This window comes from Pseudomonas sp. St29, assembly GCF_001547915.1.
GTDB lineage: Bacteria > Pseudomonadota > Gammaproteobacteria > Pseudomonadales > Pseudomonadaceae > Aquipseudomonas.
This window is the reverse complement of record NZ_AP014628.1, coordinates 4,172,811-4,196,747: the sequence shown is the minus strand read 5'-3', so window position 1 is coordinate 4,196,747 and position 23,937 is coordinate 4,172,811. Positions and strand designations below refer to the sequence as shown.

Annotated in this window: 21 protein-coding genes; 5 read left to right on the top strand and 16 right to left on the bottom strand. The window is 60.9% G+C overall.

What is annotated here, in order from left to right:
* Positions 1–115 precede the first annotated feature (115 nt).
* On the bottom strand, positions 116–589 hold the full coding sequence (locus PST29_RS18585) for a hypothetical protein (protein WP_060839986.1): 474 nt from the start codon (positions 587–589) through the stop codon (positions 116–118).
* 200 nt (positions 590–789) lie between these two features.
* Between PST29_RS18585 and PST29_RS18580 the strand changes: the two genes are divergently transcribed.
* Positions 790–1,695: a LysR family transcriptional regulator gene (locus tag PST29_RS18580; protein WP_060844016.1), complete on the top strand. Its 906-nt coding sequence runs from the start codon at positions 790–792 to the stop codon at positions 1,693–1,695.
* A 746-nt stretch (positions 1,696–2,441) separates the two neighbouring features.
* Here the strand turns inward: PST29_RS18580 and PST29_RS18575 are convergent.
* From PST29_RS18575 to PST29_RS18555, 5 genes are all read right to left on the bottom strand, one after another.
* Positions 2,442–3,800, bottom strand: a complete 1,359-nt coding sequence (locus PST29_RS18575) for an OprD family outer membrane porin (protein WP_060844015.1) — start codon at positions 3,798–3,800, stop codon at positions 2,442–2,444.
* Between the two features lie 116 nt (positions 3,801–3,916).
* Positions 3,917–5,266, bottom strand: coding sequence for a citrate-proton symporter (locus tag PST29_RS18570; RefSeq protein ID WP_060844014.1), 1,350 nt, complete (start codon positions 5,264–5,266; stop codon positions 3,917–3,919).
* A gap of 87 nt (positions 5,267–5,353) precedes the next feature.
* The gene (locus PST29_RS18565) at positions 5,354–6,748 is read right to left on the bottom strand and encodes an amidase (RefSeq protein ID WP_060844013.1); all 1,395 of its coding nucleotides are present in this window, start codon (positions 6,746–6,748) and stop codon (positions 5,354–5,356) included.
* A 221-nt stretch (positions 6,749–6,969) separates the two neighbouring features.
* Positions 6,970–7,518 (bottom strand): hypothetical protein, encoded by a 549-nt coding sequence (locus tag PST29_RS18560; RefSeq protein ID WP_148659660.1) that lies wholly within the window; start codon positions 7,516–7,518, stop codon positions 6,970–6,972.
* A gap of 77 nt (positions 7,519–7,595) precedes the next feature.
* Positions 7,596–8,357, bottom strand: a complete 762-nt coding sequence (locus tag PST29_RS18555) for a hypothetical protein (protein ID WP_060844011.1) — start codon at positions 8,355–8,357, stop codon at positions 7,596–7,598.
* A 535-nt stretch (positions 8,358–8,892) separates the two neighbouring features.
* Between PST29_RS18555 and PST29_RS18545 the strand changes: the two genes are divergently transcribed.
* Entirely contained in the window at positions 8,893–9,261 is a 369-nt protein-coding gene (locus PST29_RS18545; RefSeq protein WP_060844009.1) for a hypothetical protein, read from the top strand.
* A gap of 675 nt (positions 9,262–9,936) precedes the next feature.
* Here the strand turns inward: PST29_RS18545 and PST29_RS31895 are convergent.
* From PST29_RS31895 to PST29_RS18525, 4 genes are all read right to left on the bottom strand, one after another.
* On the bottom strand, positions 9,937–10,563 hold the full coding sequence (locus tag PST29_RS31895; protein ID WP_148659659.1) for a hypothetical protein: 627 nt from the start codon (positions 10,561–10,563) through the stop codon (positions 9,937–9,939).
* Positions 10,563–11,324: a hypothetical protein gene (locus PST29_RS31890; protein WP_148659658.1), complete on the bottom strand. Its 762-nt coding sequence runs from the start codon at positions 11,322–11,324 to the stop codon at positions 10,563–10,565. The genes PST29_RS31895 and PST29_RS31890 overlap by 1 nt, the downstream gene beginning before the upstream one ends.
* A gap of 382 nt (positions 11,325–11,706) precedes the next feature.
* Positions 11,707–11,979, bottom strand: coding sequence for a hypothetical protein (locus PST29_RS18530; RefSeq protein WP_060839977.1), 273 nt, complete (start codon positions 11,977–11,979; stop codon positions 11,707–11,709).
* A gap of 350 nt (positions 11,980–12,329) precedes the next feature.
* Positions 12,330–12,602, bottom strand: coding sequence for a hypothetical protein (locus PST29_RS18525; protein WP_232513171.1), 273 nt, complete (start codon positions 12,600–12,602; stop codon positions 12,330–12,332).
* Positions 12,603–12,801: 199 nt separating this feature from the next.
* On the opposite strand from PST29_RS18525, the gene PST29_RS18520 reads away from it, so the two are divergent.
* Complete coding sequence (locus PST29_RS18520) at positions 12,802–15,435, top strand: MGH1-like glycoside hydrolase domain-containing protein (RefSeq protein ID WP_060844004.1); 2,634 nt, start codon at positions 12,802–12,804, stop codon at positions 15,433–15,435.
* Positions 15,436–15,485: 50 nt separating this feature from the next.
* Here the strand turns inward: PST29_RS18520 and PST29_RS18515 are convergent, their stop codons facing one another.
* The 3 genes from PST29_RS18515 to PST29_RS18505 form a co-directional block, all read right to left on the bottom strand.
* The gene (locus PST29_RS18515; protein ID WP_060839974.1) at positions 15,486–17,204 is read right to left on the bottom strand and encodes a hydrogenase maturation protein; all 1,719 of its coding nucleotides are present in this window, start codon (positions 17,202–17,204) and stop codon (positions 15,486–15,488) included.
* A gap of 260 nt (positions 17,205–17,464) precedes the next feature.
* Entirely contained in the window at positions 17,465–17,779 is a 315-nt protein-coding gene (locus tag PST29_RS18510) for an SCP2 sterol-binding domain-containing protein (protein WP_011061945.1), read from the bottom strand.
* A 50-nt stretch (positions 17,780–17,829) separates the two neighbouring features.
* Positions 17,830–18,540, bottom strand: a complete 711-nt coding sequence (locus tag PST29_RS18505; RefSeq protein WP_060844003.1) for a histidine phosphatase family protein — start codon at positions 18,538–18,540, stop codon at positions 17,830–17,832.
* Positions 18,541–18,743: 203 nt separating this feature from the next.
* Between PST29_RS18505 and sohB the strand changes: the two genes are divergently transcribed.
* Positions 18,744–19,778 (top strand): protease SohB, encoded by a 1,035-nt coding sequence (gene sohB, locus PST29_RS18500; protein WP_060839972.1) that lies wholly within the window; start codon positions 18,744–18,746, stop codon positions 19,776–19,778.
* A gap of 117 nt (positions 19,779–19,895) precedes the next feature.
* On the opposite strand, the gene PST29_RS18495 is transcribed toward sohB, so the two are convergent.
* Entirely contained in the window at positions 19,896–20,390 is a 495-nt protein-coding gene (locus PST29_RS18495) for a DUF934 domain-containing protein (RefSeq protein WP_016966421.1), read from the bottom strand.
* Positions 20,374–22,032: a nitrite/sulfite reductase gene (locus PST29_RS18490; RefSeq protein ID WP_047305033.1), complete on the bottom strand. Its 1,659-nt coding sequence runs from the start codon at positions 22,030–22,032 to the stop codon at positions 20,374–20,376. Before PST29_RS18490 ends, PST29_RS18495 begins: the two co-directional genes overlap by 17 nt.
* A gap of 503 nt (positions 22,033–22,535) precedes the next feature.
* On the opposite strand from PST29_RS18490, the gene PST29_RS18485 reads away from it, so the two are divergent.
* Complete coding sequence (locus tag PST29_RS18485; RefSeq protein ID WP_060839971.1) at positions 22,536–23,621, top strand: ABC transporter substrate-binding protein; 1,086 nt, start codon at positions 22,536–22,538, stop codon at positions 23,619–23,621.
* Between the two features lie 7 nt (positions 23,622–23,628).
* On the opposite strand, the gene PST29_RS18480 is transcribed toward PST29_RS18485, so the two are convergent.
* Positions 23,629–23,850, bottom strand: coding sequence for a DUF2970 domain-containing protein (locus tag PST29_RS18480; protein WP_060844002.1), 222 nt, complete (start codon positions 23,848–23,850; stop codon positions 23,629–23,631).
* Between the last annotated feature and the right edge of the window lie 87 nt (positions 23,851–23,937).

The window sequence follows — 23,937 nt, the reverse complement described above, 5'->3', positions numbered from 1 at the left end:
GTCCTTGAGGGTCGTTCTCAAGTGGGAAGTTTGCGCTGTTGCACCTGCCGCTCAAGGACCGAGGGCAGGTGGCCGGCGTCAGATCGGAGGTCTGTCTGCGAGGGCTGGCAACGGGTTACGGCGCCTTCAGCAGCACATAGGCCTCACCGCCACGGCGATCGTGCATGAGGATGAAGGTCTGCCCGTCGAGGGTGATCTTGGTCGGCACGCTCTGCGCCAGTGGGGTGCTGGAGAACTTGCCGGCCATGCTCAGAAACTGCTGGGTCAGCGAGCTGTCGTTCTGGCTCGGGGTGGTGATTGCGCATTCCTTGCCGGCCTGGACCTGGACCCCCAGGGTCTGGTCCTCGTTCATGCCCATCTTGGCGAAGCCGGCATCGGTGAGTTCAAGAATGCCATGGGCCCGGGCGGCGGTTTCGGCACCGGCGAAGGACGGCGCGGATTTCAGGCAGATATCGCGAAAGGCCAGGATCCCGGCGGAGGTGATGGTGGGTTCCTGCCTGATTTCCCGGGTCACGCTGGAGCAGGCGCCGAGCAGCGCCAGAGCGGCGAGAAGTGAGGCTAGGGATGCGGTGCGGGGCAGAGTGTTCATGGAAATTCCTTGCAAACGGGCCGGCCAGGGCGCGGGGAATGGTGCTTGCCGAAGGAGGCGTCGGCGCTCTAGCAGGTTAGGCAGGGGCACCGTGCAGATCAATCTTTTGTGTGACATCCGCGGAGTCAGGAGCGATTGGCCAAGGGCTGGCGCAGTAATTGCGTGCCTGCTGGATCCGTTCAGCGAGGGGGCCTGTGGCCATGCAGTTACGAGCGTTGCGTTACTTCCACGAGGTGGCCCGGTGTGCCTCCCTGCGTCAGGCGGCCGAGCGTCTGTACGTGACGCCTACCGCCGTGAGCCGGCAGATCGAGCAGCTGGAGCACTTCTTCGGCACCGCGCTGATCGAGCGCGGCCCGCGGGGCATCCGCCTGACGGTGGAAGGCGAGTGCCTGGCCGAGCAGGTCAGCTCGACCTTGCGCGGCTTCGATCAGGTGCGCGACGTGATCGCCAGTCGCCAGAGCCAGGTGGCGGGTAACGTCAGTATCCATGTGTCGGAAAGTATCGTTTCCAGCGTGCTGGCGCCGGTGCTTGCGGCGTTCAACCGGGCCCATCCGAAAGTCACCTTCAATATCGTCATCGCCAGTGCCGGCGCCACCCTGGATGCCCTGTGCAGTGGCGAGGCCGACCTGGGGCTGGCCTTCTACCTGCCGGAGCGGGCCGAGGTGGACGTGACCGCCCATTGCCAGTTGTGGCACCGGGTGCTGGTCAGCGCCGAGCACCCGTTTGCCCAGTGCCCGAGCATTCGCCTGGCGGACCTGCAGGGCCAGCCCCTGGCGATTCCCGATTCCGCCTACGGCGTGCGCCAGGCCCTGGAAGGGGCGGCGAAGAAGCGCGGGGTGAGCATTTTGCCGGTGTTCACCACCAGTTCCCTGGAGGTGCAGAAAAGCCTGGCCCGCCAGCGCGCGGCGGTGCTGATCCTGCCCCAGGTGGATGCCGAGGCCCGGGACCTGGGGGATGGCCTGGTGGCGGTGCCGATCGACGACGAGTCCCTGGAGCGGATCCGCGTCGACCTGTGCGTAGTGCGCAACCGCCCCTTGTCGGTGGCCACCCTGAAATGCCAGGAGATGCTTGCCCGGGCGATGCAGCGCTACGCCCTGGTCGATTGAGTCCCTGCATACATGACCCTGTAGCCGCTGCCGAGCCTGTGGCGAGGCTGCGACAAGGTCCGCAGGACCTTGCCTGGCGATCACCCGCCGACCACCACCGGGTGGATTTGAAATCGTTGCGTCTGCTGCGCAGCCGTACGCAGCCTGCGGCAGCGGCTACACGATCGCCCAGATGTGGCTGTAGCCGCTGCCGAGCCTGTGGCGAGGCTGCGACAAGGTCCGCAGGGCCTTGCCTGGCGATCACCCGCCGACCACCACCGGGCGGATTTGAAATCGTTGCGTCTGCTGCGCAGCCGTACGCAGCCTGCGGCAGCGGCTACACGATCGCTCAGGGGTGGCTGTAGCCGCTGCCGAGCCGGTGGCGAGGCTGCGACAAGGTCCGCAGGACCTTGCCTGGCGATCACCCGCCGACCACCACCGGGTGGACTTGAAATCGTTGCGTCTGCTGCGCAGCCGTACGCAGCCTGCGGCAGCGGCTACACGATCGTTCAGGGGTGGCTGTAGCCGCTGCCGAGCCGGTGGCGAGGCTGCGACAAGGTCCGCAGGACCTTGCCTGGCGATCACCCGCCGACCATCCCAGGTGGATTTGAAATCGTTGCGTCTGCTGCGCAGCCGTACGCAGCCTGCGGCAGCGGCTACACGATCGCCCAGGTGTGGCTGTAGCCGCTGCCGAGCCTGTGGCGAGGCTGCGACAAGGTCCGCAGGACCTTGCCTGGCGATCTCTCGCCATCGCACCGCCCCATTTCTCAGAACAACTTGAACGGAAAGTTGCCCACCAGGCGGAACTCGTCATAGCTGCCGTCGATCTGCCCGCCGCTGGCGCGGTGGTTGTAGACGATGGTGCGCAGCACTGCATCCTTGAGCCGCCCGGATTGCACCACATACGCCAGCATCAGGCCGTTTTCGTCGTGCTTGGCGCCGTCCAGGCCGCGCACGTTGTAGCCGCGGTTGCGGCCATTGCGATCGCCGTCGTAGTGCGTGCCATCGATGTCCCAGCCCTTGGCGTGCCACAGGCTGGCGCTCAGCCCGGGCACGCCGTAGGCGGCAAAATCCAGGTCGTAGCGCAGTTGCCAGGACTTTTCATTGGGGCCGTTGTAGTCCGAGTACAGGGAGTTGGCCATGTAGTTGCCGGTGGACTCCCAGACATAGTCGAAGTACTCGTTGCCGAACACCTGCTGCCAGGCCAGGGTCAGGCTATGGGCCTGATGGCTGCCGGTGATGGCCAGGCTCAGGGCGTCGTTGTCGATGTAGCCCAGGCGCTGCTGGCCCTGGTCTTGGGTGTGGTAGTAGTTGAACGCGGTCTTCAGTGCCAGCTGGCTTTTGTCCCCGGCGCGGTGGGTCAGGCCCAGGTAGTACTGGTCCCACATGTTCTCGAAGCGCGAGGCGTAGAGGCTGCCTTCCAGGCCCAGACCGGGTTTCACGGTGGCCCCCAGGTAGCTGATGCGCTCACCGCTGTAGGCGCGGTTGCCGAAGGTGGTGGTCAGGCGCTCGCTGCCGGTGCCGGTGCGCGGGATGGCCCGGTCGAAGCTGCCGGCCTGCAGCGCCAGCCAGTCGGTTTCGTTGCTGTACAGGCCCACGCCCTGAAAGCTTGAGGGCAGGGCGCGGTTGTCCTTGAAACGCAGCACCGGGTTGTCGGTCATCAGGCGCCCGGCCTTGAGCTCGGTGTTGGACAGGCGCAAGCGCACATCGCCGATGCCCAGGCGGCTCCAGGTGGGCAGGGCGTCGCCGTCGCTGTCCACCAGCACCCGGTCGCCGCCGTTGGCCATCCGGCCATGACCGCGCTCCAGGTTCACCGCGCTGAACAGCGCGGCATCCACGCCCAGGCCGATCAGCCCCTGGGTGTAGCCCGAGCTGTACTTGAGCATGCCGGTCTGTACCCAGGTTTCCCGCACCCGGGTGCGTTCGATGCCGTCGGGCTTCTTGATGCTCAGGTAGGTGTCGCGCTGGGTGTGCTGGCTGGAATAGTAGTGGCGCAGGTTGAGGTCCAGGTGGCTGCCCTGGATGAACCCCGGCGCCTGGTCCTGCTGGCTCGGGCGCGGGTTGTCCTGGGCGATGACGGCGCTACTGGCCGCCAGTGCCAGGGTGAACAGTACAGGCTGTTGCATGGTGCTTCCCCACAAATCAAAGGCGTCGGTCCTCCGCCCGACCGCGGTCATGCGCGGCCGGCAGGGTAGAGAAAAACGCGGTGCCGTAAAAGGGTGTCGGGCCGTGAGGCGAATGCTCAGCGGGCGCGGGCTTCTGCGAGCCGTTGGCCGGGGTGGCTGCGCCCGGGTGCCTGCGGGCGGGTTTCCTTGGCGAACCAGGCCGCGGTCAGGCACACCAGGTTGGCCACCAACAGGTAGCCCACCGGCGACATCGGGTTGCCGGTGGTGCCGATCAGCCAGGTGATGATGATCTGCGCGGTGCCGCCAAAAGCCGCCACGCCAAAGGCGTAGACGATGGAGAAACCGGTGGAGCGCACCGCCTTGGGAAAGCTCTCCACCAGCAGCACGATCAGCGCCGCGCCGCTCATGCCGTGCAGGCCGGAGAGCACCGCCAGGGTCAGCAGGAAAGTCGTCGGGCTGGGATGCTCGGTCATCAACTGCAACGCCGGGAACAGCACCAGCAACAGCACCACTCTTGGTGCCATGAGGATGGTGCGGCGGCCGAAACGGTCGCAGAGCATGCCGCCGGCAATTGCGCACACCGCCATCGCCGCGCCGGCCACCAGGGTCGAGAGCATGGAGATGCTGGTGGGCAGCTTGAGCTCGGTGAGGGCGAAGGTGGTCATGTAGTTGATGAAGTACTGGGTGATGGTGCTGCCGGAGAGAATCAGCAACCCCAGCACCAGGGCCCGGCGGTGTTCGCCGAACACCTGGCGCACCAGGCTGCCGGTGCTGGCCTGCTCACCCTGGCCGTGGAAGGTTTCCGCCAGGTTGCGGCGGATGTAGATGCCGATCGGCAGCACCAGGAGGCCGAACACGAACGGCACGCGCCAGCCCCAGGTGTTGAGGTCCTCGGGGGACAGCACCTGGGTCAGGGTGTAGCCCACGGTGCCGGCGGCCATGGCGGCCACGCCCTGGGCCACCACCTGCCAGCAGGCGTAGGTGCCGCGCTTGTGCGCTGGCGCGGCTTCGAGGATGTAGGTGGTGGCGGGGCCGGCCTCGCCGCCCCAGGCCAGGCCCTGGATCAGCCGGGTGAGCACCAGCAGGATCGGCGCGGCGATGCCGATGCTCTCGTAGCTGGGCAGGATGGCGATGCTGCCGGTGCCCACGGCCATCATCACCAGGGTCAGGAGCATCGCCGGCTTGCGTCCGACGCGGTCGGCGTAGGCACCGATCAGCACCGCCCCCAGGGGCCGCACGATAAAGCCGACGCCGAAGGCGGTGACCGACAGCATCAGGCTGACGAAGGCACTGTCGGAGGGAAAGAAGGTGTGGCCGATCATCACCGCGAAGGTGGCGTAGACCCCGAAATCGAAGAACTCCACGGCATTGCCGAGGATCACCGCGAACACGCTGCGCTTGCCCCCCGCCGCGGTGGGCGTTTCGGGCTCGGGTGTGGTGGATGGATTGGACGCTTGGCTGTGCATACTGGCCCCTCGAATTTTTATTCATAGGTTGCCCAGGCCCCGGGCGGCGAGGCCCGGGGCAGGGGTGAAGGTGGCAGTTTCGGTGTGTCAGTGAGACGGCGGATTCGGCCAGCTGTGGATTGCTCCGCGCCAGCTCTCATAGGTCTTGGCCACTTGCAGCAGCCATTGATCGGCAAAGCGCGGGGCGATCATCTGCAGGCCGATGGGCAGGCCATCGGTGGCGAAACCGCAGTTGATCGACAGCGCCGGTTGTTCGCCCATGTTCCAGGGCAGGGTGAAGACGATGTGCTCGAACGGCTGTTGCGGGTCGTTGCTCGGCGACGGCCACTGCGCGGGAAAGCTGTTGACCTGGTTGGTAGGCGACAGCACCAGGTCGAACTCGCTGAACACCTGGGCGGCGCGTCGGCGCATCTCGAAGGTCTGGTTGAAGCCCTGCACCGCCTCGACCCCGGACAGCTCGGCCCCCGGCGCCGCCCAGTCGCGGATATAGGGCAGCACCTTGGCAAACTGCTCGGCGCCCAGGGCCGAGAGTTCCGCCCATTGCCGGGCGCGCCAGAAGCGGTCCAGGCCGTCCAGTTGCGTGCGGTCCATGATCGGCGCCAGGGTGCGGACCTGGGCGCCGTGGTTTTCGAACCATTTCGCGGCGCGCTCCACCGCCTCACAGACAAAACCTTCCGGCTGCAGCCCGGCGCCGGGCTCCAGCATCAGGCCGATCTTCAAGCCGTTGACCGACACCGGTTCATCGCTCCAGTCGCCGGTCAAGGGCGGCAGGCTGGTGGCATCGCGGGCGTCGGGCTTGGCCAGGTAGCGCATCAGCAGCACCGTATCCTCGACACTGCGGGTCATGGGCCCGGCGCAACGCCCGGTGTAATACGGATCGATGGGAATCCGCCCCAGGGTCGGCTTGAACCCCACCAACCCGCACCAGGCGGCCGGCAGGCGCACCGAGCCGCCGATGTCGGTGCCGATGTGCAGCGGCCCGTAACCGGCGGCCGCTGCGGCCGCGGCCCCGGAACTGGAGCCACCGGTATTGCAGGCAGTGTTCCAGGGATTGCGGGTAATGCCGTGGAAGCTCGACAGCCCCGAAGACAACATGCCGAAATCCGGCACCGTGGTCTTGGCCAGGATGATCGCCCCGGCCTCACGCATCCGCGCGGCCGGTGGCGCATCCTGCAGGGCCGGCTTCAGGGCGGTGGCCGCGCTGCCCAGGGGAATCGGCGTGCCCTGGGTGGCGATCAGTTCCTTGATCGTCACCGGAATCCCGTCCAGCGGGCCATTGGGGGTGCCTTTGTTCCAGCGCTCGGTGGAGGCCCGGGCCAGCAGGCGTACCTGCTCCGGATCGAAGGCGTAGAGCGCACGGATATGCGGCTCCCAGCGCCCGATATGGGCCAGCAGATGGTCGTAGTAGTCCAGGGGCGAGAGCTGGCGGCTGGCGAACTGCGCCAGCAACTGGGCGGTGGATAGATCGTGCAAATCAGTCATCGAACGCATCCTTGTGTCGGGCGTCAGTCGGGTTGCTGATGACCCGACTGTAGCGCTTGCACCTTAGCCCAACCATCACAAAGGACGCAGCGTGGTGTTGCGTTTTTGTGAGCACTGCGGCGGTGTCTCCCTGCATCATCCATTGCGGCCCCACGCATCCCACGTAATGGCGGAAACTTGTGTAGGAGCGGGCTTGCCCGCGAAGGCGGCCTCGGATTTTTCTAGTGATACAAGAACAGCAGGGGGCTACCGAGGCAGCTTTTGACCTCTTCGACCGGCACGCACTGAGGGCCGACGCCTTCGGAGTATTTGCTGGTCAGTCGGGCAAAGCAGGCTGCATTGGTCAGGGCTTGTTGGTAGATTTTCGAGTTTTTAGTGGCAGATAAATCCAACTCGGCGGTCAGACTAAAGCCTGTTTCAAAGAGGTTTCCGACACTTTTCTCGACATCCAGCGCGAACAGGTATTTGTCCCAACAGGCCTTGTATTGCTGGGTGGAATAAGGTGAATCGGTATGGAGGGATAACTTGCTGCGCATATTGAGATCGCCCACGATGAAGTAATACTCGGGCCGAGGAATCCAGGCTATTGCGTCTCCGTAGCCGCGGTAGTCTGCTTTTGCATAGTCGCCTTTGAGAAAAGCCGCTTTGCCTCGTGCCTCGGCTTCTTTTGCGTATTTGATGTTTTTCTGGTTGTTGATTCCTTTTTTATAATTTTTCACAACTCGCTTGAGTGCCTCCCAGTTTGTTATGTACCTGTCGTCAGCATCCATTGCGAATGCTGTTGCATCGTGGAGGGGAACCAGGGACATGCTAAAAAAACAAAGGATGTTAAGAGTGAGAGTTCTCATCATTGTGTTCTCGCTGGTTTGCCTTTGACAATAAGAGTTTCCACGCTGTTGCCATCGGGACTGCGATGACTGACAAGCGCTTCATGAATCGCAGACCATCGATTCAAACTGACAACGGTGACACATCCTTCCGAGACATTGCCGACGTGAACGTACCGGCTCCTATCTCCATGATCAATTGGAAACCACACTTGGTGGTGGGACAGGTTGGGGTACTCTGCCTTGTATGGCTCGGTATAGTCTTTTGCGTGTGGTACATCGGGTAAGAGGATGCTGTAAGTACCCGTCGGTATGGGAGAGTATCTAAGGTCCCAGACTGTATTCATGGCAGCTTCGAAGTGAATGCCATTGAGCGTCCCATTGGCCAGCTGTTGCGGTAATGCTCTATCTCTGGTGATTGACATCCACTTGTCATTGAAGCGCCCGTAGACCATGACAAGTTCGATAGGCTTCTTTTTAGGCGCAATTTTGCCAAGGTATTCCTTGGCATTGGCTTCAGATAGAAATGCGGTTTTACCTTTGTGCGCGCCCTCCAGAATCCTGAAGTATGTTTTCTGATTTTTTGTGAACGTTAATGTGACCTTGCAATACTTGAAAAGAAATGGCCAGTTCTCGCGAGGGACGTTGTCCATGCCAACAAGCAGCCAGCCACTTTCGTTGGGGACTTTGTTGATGTAGCGCGTGATATCCGCAAATACTTGCTGGATATGTCCTGGAGTGGTCGTAGTTGTGCTGCTGCCTGACCATAAAGGGTTGGTCATTGCCTAGTCTCCCTGAGTGTTTTTTGATGGGTTAATCGGTGATTGGACTGATCGTGAACTGTTGAGACTCAATGCTGCTGGCAATTGAAAGTCATGGTTTGCGCGGGTTGAGTTAATAGCTGGCTGGAATCTGTTATTGGCTCAAAAAATTATCGCATTGCTTTGTCTCGAACAGAGAACGTGCGATCAAGTAGAACTTTCAGAAGGCAGGATGTATGTGGGAGTTTTCTTATTGTCAGTGGTGATTGGTCTGTTAGAAGGCTATTTTTTCGGCCGCTCCATGTCTCCCGGTAGTTTGTGCTCTGAACGAGAGGAACGGCTTCAGCAAAACCTGTGTGCTGTTGCCAAGGGCGAGGCAATCAACCTCCTCGCTCAGCGCTTGCTTATGTAAGCACTGACTTGCCAGCGAAGACGGCTTTTCTGTACAAGGTTCGCGGACCTTTTTCGCCAGCAAGCCGGCGCGGCGGTTCATCTCAAGTTGTGCGCTTCATCGTGACAGGTATTCAAGCGGATTCAGGGATGGGGCAGAACAGCAATGACTAGCATCAGTGATACCTTCGACCAGCTCTGTGTACTGGTCGCTTTGTCCTATGACGAGACGGGTGACGGGGGCTTCGAGTCGCGTTTGCTGGATATCCTGAAATTGGTGAAGTCTCATCCACAGGCCCGGGATCTGTTTGTCGAGAAATTCAAAATCATGCTTTCTTCCCGCGTCACGCCCTTGGAAGTTGTGGAGTTCTGCATGCGGGAGCTGCAATGGGAGGAGGTCAAGTGCTTCGCCTTGGCGCTTTACCAGCCGTCCATCAATCCTCGCAGTCATGCCTTGGCGGGACTTATCAGTGCTTACGAAGAGGTTTGGCCGGACGAAGACCTGTATCGGTACTACTGCGACCGATCGCTGTAGGAGCGGGCTTGCCCTCGAAGAGGGCCTCAGGGTTTGCACAAGGCTCACGGGCCTCTTCGCCGGCAAACCGGCTCCTACCGGTTCAGTGGGGCTGTGCTTGGAGTGAAGGAAAAATTTGCCCTAGTAACATTGGAATTGAGTCAGTGCGAAAACTACGAGTCAAAATCCAACTATTACCGCCGCTGTCCAAATGAAAAATCTATTTTTTGTATTGTCTGTTCTGGTGGTCGCTTATCTATACATTGGTTTCTACGAAAAGATGGAGGACGCCTATCCGGAAAAAGTTTTTTTCATCAAGAGGTATCCAACTTTTCAAATGGCGTTTGAAAACATCTTTGCCTATGAATCAGACGATAAGTCGCTCTCCGAATTAAGCGACCTGGAGAGGCGGAAAGTTATTGCCTACTGTAAATATCGGTTGGGTTTGGCGACAACGTTAACCACTCAAGATGAGTTGGATAACTGTAAGGCCAGATAAGGCATGCCCTGATATCGGCTAGTGTTTTGCAAACCTCTCATCCGGCCCAGGTCAGCGCCCGCAAACGGAGCCTCGACACTTCTAGTGCACGCAAGGCTTTCATGGGCGCTGGCTTGCCCGCGAAGGCGGCCTCAGAATTACCCATGACCAGCCGATCCCTGCGCACGATGACTGTTGGATACCGGCCTCAGATTTTTCTAGTGATACAAGTACAGCAGGGGGCTACCGAGGCAGCTTTTGACTTCTTCGACCGGCACGCACTGAGGGCCAACGCCTTCGGAGTACTTGCTGGTCAGTCGGGCAAAGCAGGCTGCATTGGTTAGGGCTTGTTGGTAGATTTTCGAGTTTTTAGTGGCAGATAAATCCAACTCTGCAGTTAAGCTAAAGCCTCTTTCAAAGTGGTCTATTACGCTCCTGCGTGCATCCAGGGCGAACAGGTATTTGTCCCAGCAGGCTTTGTATTCTGGGGTGGAATAAGGTGATTCAGTATGAAGGTGCAACTTGCTGCGTAGTTGTATGTCGCCAATTATAAAGTAGTACTCTGGCCTGGGAATCCAGGCCAGTGCGTCGCCATAGCCATGGAATTCAGCTTTTACATAATCATTGTTTAGAAATGCCTCTTTTCCCCTTGCTTCAGCTTTGCTTGAGTTTTCAATATCTTTTTTATTTTTTATTCCGGATTTATATCTTTTTATGATCTGGTTGAAAAATTCCCAGTCGGTTATGTAGCGTTCGTTAGTATCTGATGCGCACGCATTTATATGAGGCAGGGTGGCGAGCGATGCAGTGAGGATGGACCATGCGTATAAATTTTTTTTGCGCATTAATTTGCTCTCTCTGGCTTGCCTTTTACAATAAGGTTGCCCACGCTTTTCCCATCGGAGGAGCGATGGCTAATCAGCATTTCTTGAATTTCAGACCATTTATCCAGGCTTATGACAGTGATGCACCCTTCCGATACATTACCTACGTGAACGTATCTGCTCCTGTCACCATGATCAATGGGGAACCATACTTGATGGTGAGACAGGTTGGGAAACTCTTTTTTATATTGTTGGGTGTAGTTTTTCGAGTGAGGGAAGTCAGGTAGCAATATCTTGTAAGTGCCAGGTGGAATAGGGAAGTGTATACCGTTCCATACTGTATTCATCGTTGCTTTGAAGTTGATATTGTTGATGTTTCCATTTGCTATTTGTTGTGGGAGATATTCGTTTCTAGTTATTGATTTCCAGTTTTGGTCTAAGTGTTCATAGTTCATGACAAGCTCGATAGGCTTCTGTTTTGGTGCGATTTTTCCAAGGTGTTCCTTTGCGTTTGTTTCTGATAGGAATGCAACTTTTCCTTTGTGAACTCCTTCAGGGACTTTGAAATATGTCTTATTATTTTTAGTGGTTATTAATGTAACCTTGCAATACTTGAAAAGCTGTGGCCAATTCTCGCGAGGGACATTGTCCATGCCGACAAGCAGCCAGCCACTTTCGTTGTGAATTTTATTGACGTACCGAGTTATATCAACGGTAACTCTCTGGGGGGCGCCGCGAGAGGGGGTCGTTATAGCGGTATGAGACCATAAAGGATTGGCCATTGAACAATCTTCCTGATTGTTATTGAACGATCTATTAATGTTCGTATCAATTGTGAGGTGTTGAGCTTCAATGCTCGTCGCAATTAGGTTTTTTGTCTGTGTGGTCAGACTGCTTGGCAAATTAGCAGGAGAGGTTTTAAGTCGGGGTGCAGTGTTTGTCCTCCAAGAAAATCGAAAAAGCTCGGATGATTAGATCTTTCAAAAAGCGTTATGTCTGTGAGGATTCTCTTATTGTATGTGGCGATTGATCTGGTAGTTCGGTGCTCTTCAGTTTCTCTATATGCCTGGATAGAGAAAGCTCAGGTAAAAACCTCTATTGGGCATATGACGTCCATGCAGTTGCCAATGGCGAGGGCGGCATTGCCCTCGCCGTTGACGGGGTTCAACTTATGGCCTGGGTGCGCAACTGACGACCCAGCACATCCAGCACATCGCAGCCATCGCGCAGCGGAATGGCGCAGATCAGCGCCAGCTCTTGCAGCACCACGGCATCGCCGGGGATGTCGGGGCGGGTGGCGAAGTTTTCCAGCAGTTGAGTGACGGCGCGGATGCGATAGGCAGCTGCTTCGTACAGCACATCGGCAGGGGCCTGGGTATCGATCAGCAGGGAAGGAATGGTGCAGTCGTGGCCGGTGATCGGCATGTATCTGTTCATAAGTAACGCCTCGGTCGGTTGAGAGCGCCACTGGATCGTCGCCAAACGAAAGGTGGCAGCTGTACGCAGGTTGGCGAACCGGGACCGGGGAGCCGGCAGACCCGAAGGTCTCCCGCGTACAGCCGCCATAAAGGCAGCGTTACGGATGCGAAAAGCCCTGCAAAGCAAGCGCAGGGCTCTCGCACACGGTCGTCGGGTCGCCAAACCCGTTCGTCATCAGGACGACCCGGGACTATAGGCATGCCCCCCAAAACGGAACAAGGCACTGACAGGGCAGGACTTTCTGAGTTTGCTGTAGGACTCAGGAGCGCGAGTGTGGATCAAGCGTGCCGCAGGTTCAATGGCGGGGCTCAGTCGAAGCCGACGCTTGCGCTGTGGCGGGTTTCGCGTTCGTGCAACTGGTCGATATTGGTTTCGTAGGTGCATTGGCCGCTGCAGTGGTGCTCATAGCGGATGGCCGGCTTGAACTGCAACTTGAGCTTCGGCGTGTCGCTCTCTGGTGCCGGGGCCTGGGCGGTGGCCGGCAACGGAGGCTGCGGGTAGCTCAGGTCAAGGCCGGCGGCCTGGGCCGAACAGGCTGCCATCAGTAACAGGCTGGGGAAAAACGCTTTGCAACTGAACATCATCGAATCCGCATGGCCATAAAAGGGTTGCCGATTATAACGAGCCAGGGGCGGAAAATTTAACCGCACAGGCTCTGGAACGGGCTTTGCGCGGGGGGATCGTCGCCGTGGACGTTTGCACCGTGAAACATTTGTCACGGGGCAGGGGGACCGCTCGCTCCTACACTGCAACTCATCTTCGTGGCCAAGGACACCTCTCATGCCGGCAAAGTCTGCACCCCGCCTTCTCGACACCCTTGAAGGCCAGCGCCTGCAAGGCAGCGAGGCCGAGCGCTGGCGCCAGTGGGGCCCGTACCTGAGTGAGCGGCAGTGGGGCACGGTGCGCGAGGACTACAGCGCTGATGGCGATGCCTGGAGCTACTTCCCCCACGAGCATGCCCGTAGCCGCGCTTACCGCTGGGGCGAGGACGGGCTGGCGGGGTTTTCCGACAAGGCCCAGCACTGGTGCCTGGGGCTGGCGTTGTGGAACGAGCACGACAGCATTCTCAAGGAGCGTCTGTTCGGCCTGGACAATGCCGAGGGCAACCACGGCGAGGACGTCAAGGAGCTGTACTTCTACCTCGACGGCGTGCCCAGCCATGCCTACATGCGCATGCTCTACAAGTACCCTCAGGCGGCCTTTCCCTATGCCGACCTGGTGGCGGAAAACGCCCGGCGCGGCCTGAAGGATGCCGAGTACGAGATCCTCGATACCGGGGTGTTCGAGGACAACCGTTACTTTGATGTGACGGTGGAGTACGCCAAGCACAGGGCCGATGACATTTTCATGCACGTCATCGTGCACAACCGTTTCCACCAGCCGGCGCGGCTGCGTGTGCTGCCTCAGGTCTGGGCGCGCAACACCTGGAGTTGGGGTGGCGACGAGCCGCGACCGAGCCTGCGCCTGGAGGGCGACAGGGTGCTGGCGCGGCACGGGCAACTGCCCGAGCGGCAGGTCACTGCCTGGGGCGCCGAGCCTTGCCAGTGGCTGTTCTGCAACAACGACAGCAACTTCCCCAAGCTGGACGGGCTGGCGACGCCGGGGCCGTTCAAGGACGGCATCAACGACTATCTGGTGGACGGGCAAGCCAGCGCGGTGGCCTTCGATGGCGGCACCCGGGTGGCGGCGCATTTCGTCCTGGAGCTGGCGGGCGGCGAGAGCAAGCGGCTGTTCCTGCGTTTTGCCCCGGCCGGCAGCGAGCCGGTCAGCGCCCGCCACCTGTTCGAGCAGCGGCGGCGCGAGGCCGATGAGTTCTACGCGGCGCTGCAGCAGGGCATTGAAAGCGCGGACGCGCGCAATGTGCAGCGTCAGGCCCTGGCCGGGTTGCTGTGGTCCAAGCAACTGTATGACTTCGACGTCAACCGGTGGCTGGACGGCGATCCCGGGCAGCCGGCGCCCCCCAGCGAGCGCAAGCACTTGCGCAATACTCATTGGCGCCATCTGTCCAACTGCGACATCGTTTCCATGCCCGATACCTGGGAATACCCCTGGTACGCCTCCTGGGACCTGGGCTTCCAGGCGGTGGCCTTCGCCCTGATCGACCCCGGCTTTGCCAAGCAGCAACTGCTGTTGCTGGTCAAGGATAGGTTCATGCACCCCAACGGCCAGCTGCCGGCCTACGAGTGGCGCTTCGATGATGCCAACCCGCCGGTGCACGCCTGGGCCTGCTGGCGGGTCTATCAGCAGGAAAAGACCCTGACCGGCGTGGGCGACCTGGACTTTCTCGAACGCATTTTCCACAAGCTGCTGCTGAATTTTTCCTGGTGGGTCAACCGCAAGGACGCCGAGGGCCGCAACCTGTTCCAGGGCGGCTTTCTCGGCCTGGACAATATCGCCCTGTTCGATCGTTCCGCGCCGTTGCCTGATGGCTTCACCCTGGATCAGGCCGACGGTACGGCCTGGGTCGCGGCCTACGCCCTGGACCTGATGCGCATCGCCCTGGAGCTGGCCAAGCGCAATGGCGTGTACGTGGACATTGCGGTGAAGTTCTTCGAGCACTTCCTTTATATCGCTGGGGCCATCAACCACGTGGATCAAAGCGCCGAGGGGCTGTGGGACGAACAGGACCAGTTTTTCTACGACGTGCTGCACCGTCCCGATGGGCAGAACGAACCCCTGCGCCTGCGCTCCATCGTTGGCTTGATGCCGCTGTTCGCGGTGCAGGTGCTGGAGCAGCACGAGCACCAGAATCTACCGGGGCTGGCCCAGCGCCTGCTGGGCTTCTTGCATCACCGACCTGACCTGGCGAGCCTGGTGTCGCGTTGGTACGAGCCGGGCAAGGGCAACCGCATGCTCCTGTCGCTGTTGCGCGGCGAGCGCACCAAGGACCTGCTCAAGCGCATGCTCGATGAAAACGAGTTCCTCTCGGACTTCGGCATCCGCTCCCTGTCCAAGGCCTTCGAGCAGCCGTTCGCCATGCAGGTGGATGGCAAGCAACTGTGCGCCCGCTATGTGCCGGCGGAGTCCGATTCACGGCTGTACGGCGGCAACTCCAACTGGCGCGGGCCGCTGTGGATGCCGATCAACTACTTGCTGATCGAATCTCTGCGCGAGTTTCATCGCTACTACGACGTCAACTTTTCGGTGGAGTACCCGCGGGGTTCGGGGTATCTGGCGTCGCTGGAGGAAGTGGCCGACGGCTTGAGCCAGCGCCTGACGCGATTGTTTCTGCTGGACGAGGAAGGGCGCAGGCCGTCCATGAGCGGCTATCCGCAGTTGCAGGTAGAGGCCGAGGACCGCGAGCTGGTGCTGTTCCATGAATATTTTCATGGTGAAACCGGGCGTGGGCTGGGGGCGTCCCATCAGACGGGGTGGACGGCGCTGGTGGCGTTGCTGTTGCAGCCACGAGGCTGAAGGCGTCGCCCGGCGAGCCGGGCGACGGTTGCGGAAGGGGAGGCTTTGGATCAACCCACCAGGGCGATGTCCTGGGGCTTGGCCCAGGCTTCGATCAGCCGCTCCGGTGTGCAGCAGGTCTTGCGCTTGTAGACGAAGTTGCTGCACTTCTCGGCGAAGCCCTTGCGGTTTTGCACCATGTCCATGTGCATCTCTTCCAGCTCGGCGTTGCGGCAGTGCTGCATCAGTTGCGGGTCGGCGTCCAGCTTGCGCTGGCGCAGGTGCTGGTAGCGCGGGTCGGTGAGTACGCCATTGGCCCGTTGCAGCAGCCACAGGCCGAACTCGTCCGGGCAGCGTGGGCCGATCTCCTGCACCATGCCCATCTGCAGGGCCTGGAGGGCGCTGATGGGCAGGCAGGCTTCGGTCAGTTGCTTGGCCATGGCCTGGCCGACGGCGCGGGGCAGGCTGTAGGTCCAGTACTCGGAGCCGTACAGGCCCATGCTCTTGTAGTGCGGGTTGTACACGGTGTCGGCGCGGGCCAGGACCACGTCCGCGGCCAGGGCCAGCATCAGGCCGCCGGCGCCGGCATTGCCGGTCAGGCCGCTGACCACCAGTTGGCGGGCGCTGAGCAGTTCCAGGCAGACGTCGTCGATAGCCTGGATGTTGGCCCAGGCCTCAAGGCCCGGCTCCGGGGCGGCCTGGATCACGTTCAGGTGCACGCCGTTGCTGAAGGCGCCGCGGCCACCGCGCACCAGCAGCACCTGGGTGTCTCGGGCCTTGGCCCAGCGCAGGGCGCTGACCAGGCGCTGGCATTGCTCAGTGCTCATGGCGCCGTTGTAGAACTCGAAGGTCAGCTCGCCGACTCGGCCGGCCTCGCGGTAGCGGATCGGCTGGTAGGGCTCGGTGCTGAACGGGCTGCTGGAGACCGACCAGTCCAGCACCGGTACCTCGGCCAGGCGCTCGCCGAGCACGTGGCGGGCCGGGCGCTTGAAGGTTTCCTCGCCGGGCTGGGGCTTGAGGCGCAGAGAGCCGATCCACAGGCTGTGGTCGCCGCAGGCCACCAGTACCGCATCGTCATGCACCGCCAGCAGTTGCCCGGGCATGCCGGTGCGCGAGTCCAGGTGGGCGTCGTACACGTAGTACTGGCCGCCGGCGAGGCTGGCCAGGACGCCGGGCTGGCCGTCGGCGGCGTCGATGCTGCGCTTGATGAATTGCGCGCTGTCGTGCCAGCTGAAGGTGCGGTCGCACTGCTTCATGTTCGGTTGCAGGCGGCCAAGCACCGCGGGGTTGTCGTAGTCCAGAGGGACCGGGGTAAAGCCGTTGCGGAATTTTTCCACCACGTCACGGATGCAGTGGATGGCGGCGTCGCTGACCAGGCCGTTGTACAGCTCGGACTTGCGCAGGCCGGCGGGCAGGTTGAATTCGTGGGTCGACCAGATTGGCCCGGCGTCCATTTCTTCTACCGCCTGCAACGCGGTGACGCCCCAGCGCTTGAGTTCCTTGCTGATGGCCCAGTCCAGGGCGCTGGCGCCGCGGTCGCCGACAATCCCCGGATGAATGATCACCACCGGGCGCTTGGTGTTGCTCCACAGCCGTTGCGGCACCCGGTCCTTGAGGAACGGGCAGATCACCAGGTCGGCCTCGGCTTCTTCGATCTGCCGGCAGACGTCTTCTTCTCCGGTGAACAGCACCACGCTGGGGCGGTGCCCGGCCTGGCGCAGGTCGAGCCAGGCGCGTTGGGTCAGGCCGTTGAAGGCGGTGGACAGCAGGATGATCTTCAGTGATCGCATAAGCAGACTCTTCCGTGAGTGATAGCACAGTGGCAAAGGGTTCCGGCTGTGCCGTCCCTGGCCGCGATGGAGGCGCAAGAGTAGAGGGGTGCTGCGCTGGGATAACTGACCGAGATCAATCAAGCGTGCCGCCTGAAATGGCGTTCCGCCCAGTGGTATTGACCTGGGGCAAAAGCTTGCGCCAGAGCCGTTGCCGGGAGCAGAAACGACAAATCCCGCCACAGGGGCGGGATTTGCATGCAGCCGGACCTTGTAGGGTCTTAGGCTGGGAACAGCTCGCTCAGCTTCATGGCCAGCATCATGTCGCCTTCGGCGCGCAGTTTGCCGCCCATGAAGGCTTGCATGCCGTCGGTTTCGCCGCTGACGATGCCGTCCAGGGTTTCGCCGTCCATCACCAGGGTGACTTGGGCGTCTGGGTTTTCGCCTTCCTTGAGTTCACAGGTGCTGTCCTTGACGACCAGCGAGAAATGCTTGGAATCATCGATGCGGAAACCGAAAACCAGGTCCAGGCCGGCAGCGGCAGCTGGGTTGAACTTGGCTTGCATGGCTTGTACGGCGTCAGCTACGGAGGTCATGGTTCGATCCTTTTATGGGTGGTTACAGCAAGGGTCACAGTAAGCCGGGCTCAGCGGAAAGTGATGAGCTCCGGAGCCTTCAACAGTTGCAGATGGGCATGACCGTTGAAGGAAGCCAAAGACACCTCGCGCCCGCGGAACTTCAGCTGGTTGAGCGAGGTGTTGACGATTTGCCAATTCAGTTCGAACGCCTGCTGGGCAGGTATCCGGGTGATCAGGTGGAGCAGGGCGGTGATGGTGCCGCCGGAGGTGAACACGGCAATCTTGTGCTGGTTGTCCGCGGCTTCGAGAATCCGCTGCAGGCCGCCCTGGACCCGTTCGATGAAGCCCAGCCAGCTTTCCAGCCCGGGAGGATCGTAGGTGCCGGCCAGCCAGCGCTGGATGATCAGGGCGAAGATGCGTTGGAACTCGGCGCGGTTCTGCGCGGCGTTGCGCAGGATGTTCAGGGCCTCGGGTTCCTGGGGCAGCAGGTCGGGCAGCAGCGCGCGGATAATGGCGTCGGCGTCGAATTCGTTGAAGGCGGCATCGATTTCCAGAGGCGGCTGGTCAACACCGGCGGCGCTCATCTGTTCCATGGCGGTGTGTGCGGTGTGCTGCTGGCGCCGCAGGTCGCCGGACAGGCAGCGATCGAAGCTGACGCCCAGCGCAGCCAGATGCTCGCCGAGCACCGCAGCCTGGCGCACGCCGGTTGCGGACAACACGTCGTAGTCGTCTGCACCGAAAGAGGCTTGGCCATGTCGAATCAAATAGATGCTGCCCACGTCCGTGTCGTCCCGGTACGTTGAAAGTTTTGCGAGGTTATGAGGATGCCGGTGAGCTGTCAATGAAAAAACATACGCTTGTTTGAAATGCTTGTTGGAGCCTCGTAACACGAGGTTTCGCGACTGGTGGCCGGCAGGTCGCGCCGGTATGCTTGAGCCCATTGCGCTGCTGGTTGGCAGCGGTTCATGTTTGAGGAGTCCCTGTGGAGTTTTTCACCGAATACGCCAGTTTCCTGGCCAAGACCGTGACCCTGGTGGTTGCCATTCTGGTGGTGCTGGTCACTGCCGCTGCCCTGCGCGGCAAGGGGCGCCGCAAGGGCGCCGGGCAGTTGCAGGTCAGCAAGCTGAATGATTTCTACAAGGACCTGCGCGAGCGCCTGGAGCAGAGCCTGCTGGACAAGGATCAGCTCAAGGCCCTGCGCAAGGCCCAGAGCAAGACCGAAAAGAGCCAGAAAAAGCAGAAGAAACAACCGGCCGAAGCCAAGTCCCGGGTGTTCGTGCTGGACTTCAATGGCGATATCAAGGCCTCCGCCACTGAAGGCCTGCGCCACGAGATCACCGCCTTGCTGAGCCTGGCCACGCCCAAGGATGAAGTGGTGCTGCGCCTGGAAAGTGGCGGCGGCATGGTGCACAGCTATGGTCTGGCTTCCTCTCAACTGGCGCGTATTCGCCAGGCCGGGGTGCCGCTGACGGTGTGCATCGACAAGGTGGCGGCCAGTGGCGGCTACATGATGGCGTGCATCGGCGAGAAGATCATCAGCGCACCGTTCGCCATCCTCGGTTCCATCGGCGTGGTGGCCCAGTTGCCCAACGTCAATCGCCTGCTGAAGAAGCACGACATCGATTTTGAAGTGCTCACCGCCGGCGAGTACAAGCGCACCCTGACGGTGTTTGGCGAGAACACCGAGAAGGGCCGGGAGAAGTTCCAGGAAGACCTGGACGTGACCCATCAACTGTTCAAGAACTTCGTGTCCCGCTATCGCCCGCAACTGGCCATTGATGAAGTGGCCACCGGTGAAGTCTGGCTGGGGGTGGCCGCGCAGGAAAAACTGCTGGTGGACGAGTTGCAGACCAGCGATGAGTACCTGGCGGAAAAAGCCAAGAATGCCGAGGTGTTCCACCTGCACTATGCCGAGCGCAAGAGTCTGCAGGAGCGTGTGGGGCTGGCGGCCAGCGGTTCCATCGATCGCGTGCTGCTGACCTGGTGGAGCCGCCTGACCCAGCAGCGGTTCTGGTAAGCCCCAGCGTCAGGAGCCGGTGTCCCAGGCGCCGGCTCCAGCGGTCGATGGGAGAGGCGGATACAAAAAAGCCCTGAACCGGTTTCCCGGTTCAGGGCTTTTTGTTGACGCCAGGGCTTAGCGGCGACGGAACAGCGGCAGCGGTTCGTCAGTGGCGGCCTGGTAGGTCACCGAGAAGTCCTTGAGGCTTTCCAGGGCTTCGTAGGGGTCCTTGTCGGCCCGCAGGGCATAGGCGTCGAAGCCGCAGCGGTGCAGGTAGAACAGCTGGTCGCGCAATACGTCGCCAATCGCTCGCAGTTCGCCTTTGTAGCCATAACGGTCACGCAGCAGGCGGGCGTTGGAGTAGTTGCGGCCATCGGTGAAGGCCGGGAAGTTCAGGGCAATGACTTGGAAATGCTCGACGTCGTCGCCGATTTCCTCGGCTTCTTCGTCCGCATCCAGCCATACGCCCAGACCGCCATCGCGGGCCTTGAGGGCGTGAGCATGATCACGCCACAAGGCCAGCGGCACGATCAGGTCGTCGCAGTTGGAGATGCCGTCGAGGGTCGCGTCCTTGGGCAGCAGGTGCCAGGTCTCGTCGATGACCTCGTTGTTCTTAATGATTCGCTGCATAGACGCGCTCCTTGAAGAGGTCGATGCCAATACGTTGATAGGTGTCGATGAAGCGTTCGTCTTCGGTACGTTGTTCCACGTACACGTCGATCAGCTTCGAGATCACGTCGGGCATGTCGTCCTGGGCGAAGGACGGGCCGAGGATCTTGCCCAGGCTGGCGTCGCGGCTGGCGCTGCCACCCAGGGACACCTGGTAGAACTCCTCGCCTTTCTTGTCCACCCCGAGGATGCCGATGTGGCCGACGTGGTGGTGACCACAGGCGTTCATGCAGCCGGAGATGTTCAGGTCCAGCTCGCCGATGTCGAACAGGTAGTCCAGGTCGTCGAAACGGCGCTGGATGGATTCGGCGATCGGGATCGACTTGGCGTTGGCCAGGGAGCAGAAGTCGCCGCCTGGGCAGCAGATGATGTCGGTCAGCAGGCCGATGTTCGGCGTGGCGAAACCGTTTTCACGCAGCTCGCCCCACAGGGTGAACAGCTGGCTCTGCTCGACGTCGGCGAGAATCACGTTCTGTTCATGGGAGGTGCGCAACTGGCCGAAGCTGTAACGGTCGGCCAGATCGGCGATGGCGTCGAACTGCTTGTCGGTCACGTCACCCGGCGCTACGCCGGTAGGTTTGAGCGACAGGGTCACGGCAACGTAGCCCGGCTTCTTGTGGGCCAGGGTGTTGCGCGCACGCCAGCGGGCAAAGCCCGGGTGCTCCTTGTCCAGGGCCGCCAGTTCGGCGTCCTGGTTGCTCAGGGCCTTGTAGTCCGGGTCGACGAAGTGTTTGGCCACCCGATGCACTTCGGCTTCGGTGAGGGTGGTCTGGCCGCCGCGCAGGTGGACCATTTCCGCCTCGACCTTCTCGGCGAACACTTCAGGCGTCAGGGCCTTGACCAGGATCTTGATCCGCGCCTTGTACTTGTTGTCGCGACGGCCATAGCGGTTGTAGACCCGCAGGATGGCGTCGAGGTAGCTCAGCAGGTCCTGCCACGGCAGGAACTCGTTGATGAAGGCGCCGACCACCGGGGTGCGGCCCAGGCCACCACCCACCAGGACCCTAAAGCCCAGCTCGCCGGCGGCGTTGTACACCGGCTCCAGGCCAATGTCGTGGACTTCGATGGCCGCGCGGTCGGAGGTCGAGCCATTGATGGCGATCTTGAACTTGCGCGGCAGGTAGGCGAATTCCGGGTGGAAGGTGGTCCATTGACGGACGATCTCGCACCAGGGGCGCGGGTCGATCAACTCGTCGGCGGCGACACCGGCGAACTGGTCGGTGGTGACGTTGCGCAGGCAGTTGCCGCTGGTCTGGATGGCGTGCATCTGCACGGTGGCCAGCTCGGCGAGGATGTCCGGCACGTCTTCCAGGGCCGGCCAGTTGAACTGCACGTTCTGCCGGGTACTGATGTGCGCATAACCCTTGTCGTAGTCGCGGGCGATCTTGGCCATCATCCGCGCTTGGCGCGAAGTCAGTTGGCCGTAGGGCACGGCGACCCGCAGCATCGGGGCAAAACGTTGGATATAGAGGCCATTCTGCAGACGCAGGGGGCGGAATTCTTCTTCGCTCAGCTCGCCTGCCAGATAGCGTCGGGTCTGATCACGGAACTGCTTGACGCGGTCCTCGATGATCCGCTGATCGTACTCGTCGTATACGTACATATAGGTCCAGTTCTCAGGCTACAGGTGGCACACCAGCGCACACGCTCAACGCCACCCATGTAAGCAAATCTGCGCGCACGGCCGCGCACTCCCTTCGGAGCCGGCGAACGATACCAGTTTGTGGTTATGCGCAAAAGTGATGTTTGAGTATATGAAAAGAACCAAAACGACTAACGGTAGGGGAGATGCAGTAACCCCATTTGTGGTAGGGGCAATCCTGAGCTTAACTGTGATCGTGTCTTTGAGCAGTCACCGACAAAATCTACTAGAGGCGATGCTATGAGCCATCCAACCAAAACAAGGAAAAGTGACAGTAGCGTTGATGCTTGGGCCATTCTTTTTCTGATCATACTGGTCGTGGGTACGGCCGTGTTTTGGGTCAGTCACCAGTAGTCGAGTCCAACCCAGGAGCCCGAATTGTCGGACAATCATGACAATTTGCCGCCGTTGGCCAGTACGTTGCCAGTTATACTGCCTGGGATAATTCTGGGGCTCCTTTCGTAATGTTCAAGGTTCTGTTCAAGTGCTTGCTGCTTCTGAGTCTGCCATTCTGGGCAGTGGCTCAGGCGACGACCGTGGTGTTTCTCAATCCCGGCAATTCGACGGAAACCTTCTGGGTCAGCTATTCGCAATTCATGCAGGCCGCCGCTCGGGACCTGGGCATGGATCTGCAGATTCTCTATGGCGAACGCAATCCCCAGAATTCTCTCGATCAGGCCCGGGAGCTGTTTCAGCGAGAGCAGAAGCCCGATTACCTGATGCTGGTCAACGAGCAATATGTCGCGCCACAGATCCTGCGCATGTCTCAGGGCACCGGGGTCAAGCTGTTCATCGTCAACAGCCCGCTGACCGAAGATCAGCGGGCCTTGATCAGCCAAAGTCGCAGCAGCTATTCCGATTGGATCGGCAGCATGATGGGCAACGACGAAGAGGCCGGTTATCGAATGCTCAACGAGCTGCTGCGCAAGCACGGCCCTGTGCCTGAAGGGCAGACCATCGACTTGCTGGCGTTCTCCGGGGTCAAAGTCACGCCGGCGGCGCAGTTGCGCGAGCAAGGGCTGCGTCGGGCCCTGGCGGAGCATCCTCAGGTGCGTCTGCGGCAAATGGTGTATGGCGAATGGAACCGGCAGCGGGCGCACGAACAGGCGCGGCAGCTGCTGCAGCGTTATCCGCAGACGCAACTGGTCTGGTCGGCTAACGATGAAATGGCCCTGGGGGCCATGCAGGCTGCCCGGGAATTGGGCCGCAAGCCGGGGATCGACCTGCTGTTCAGCGGGCTCAACAGTTCGCCCGAAGCTTTGCGGGCATTGATCGACGGGCAACTGTCGGTGCTGATGGCCGGGCATTTCACGATCGGTGGCTGGGCCCTGGTGGCCCTGCATGACGATGCGCTGGGGCTGGATCCCCGGCGCCTGGGAGGGCCCGACTGGCAATTGTCGCTGTTCCAGTCATTGACCCGCGCTCAAGCCCAGCAGCTCTTGCGCTTTGGTGATCAGGTCGGGGCCCGCGTCGACTTTCACGGGCTGTCCGCCCAGGGCAAGCCGGACAGCTATCGCTATCCCTTCGGTTTGCAGCTGTTGCTGCACTGACCCGCTTTCAGACCCCCGCCAGATGCATCGCCAGGTTGGCGATGCCCAACAGCACCAGGACGAACAGGGCAGTGAAGACAATGCCCAGCACGATGAAGTGACTGGGCTTGCCGTGGCTGAAGTCGCGGGCGCGGTTTTTCCCGCTTTGCACGCCAAAGGCCGCAGCCAGCACGCTTTGCAGCATCTGCAGGAAGGTTGGAGGCTGATGGTCGTTGCTTGGATCGTCCATAAATCCCTCGACACGGTGGGGTGTCAACAGAGCATAGACAATACGGCCGGTGATGGCGGACGGGTGCAGGAGCCGGCAAGCCGGCTC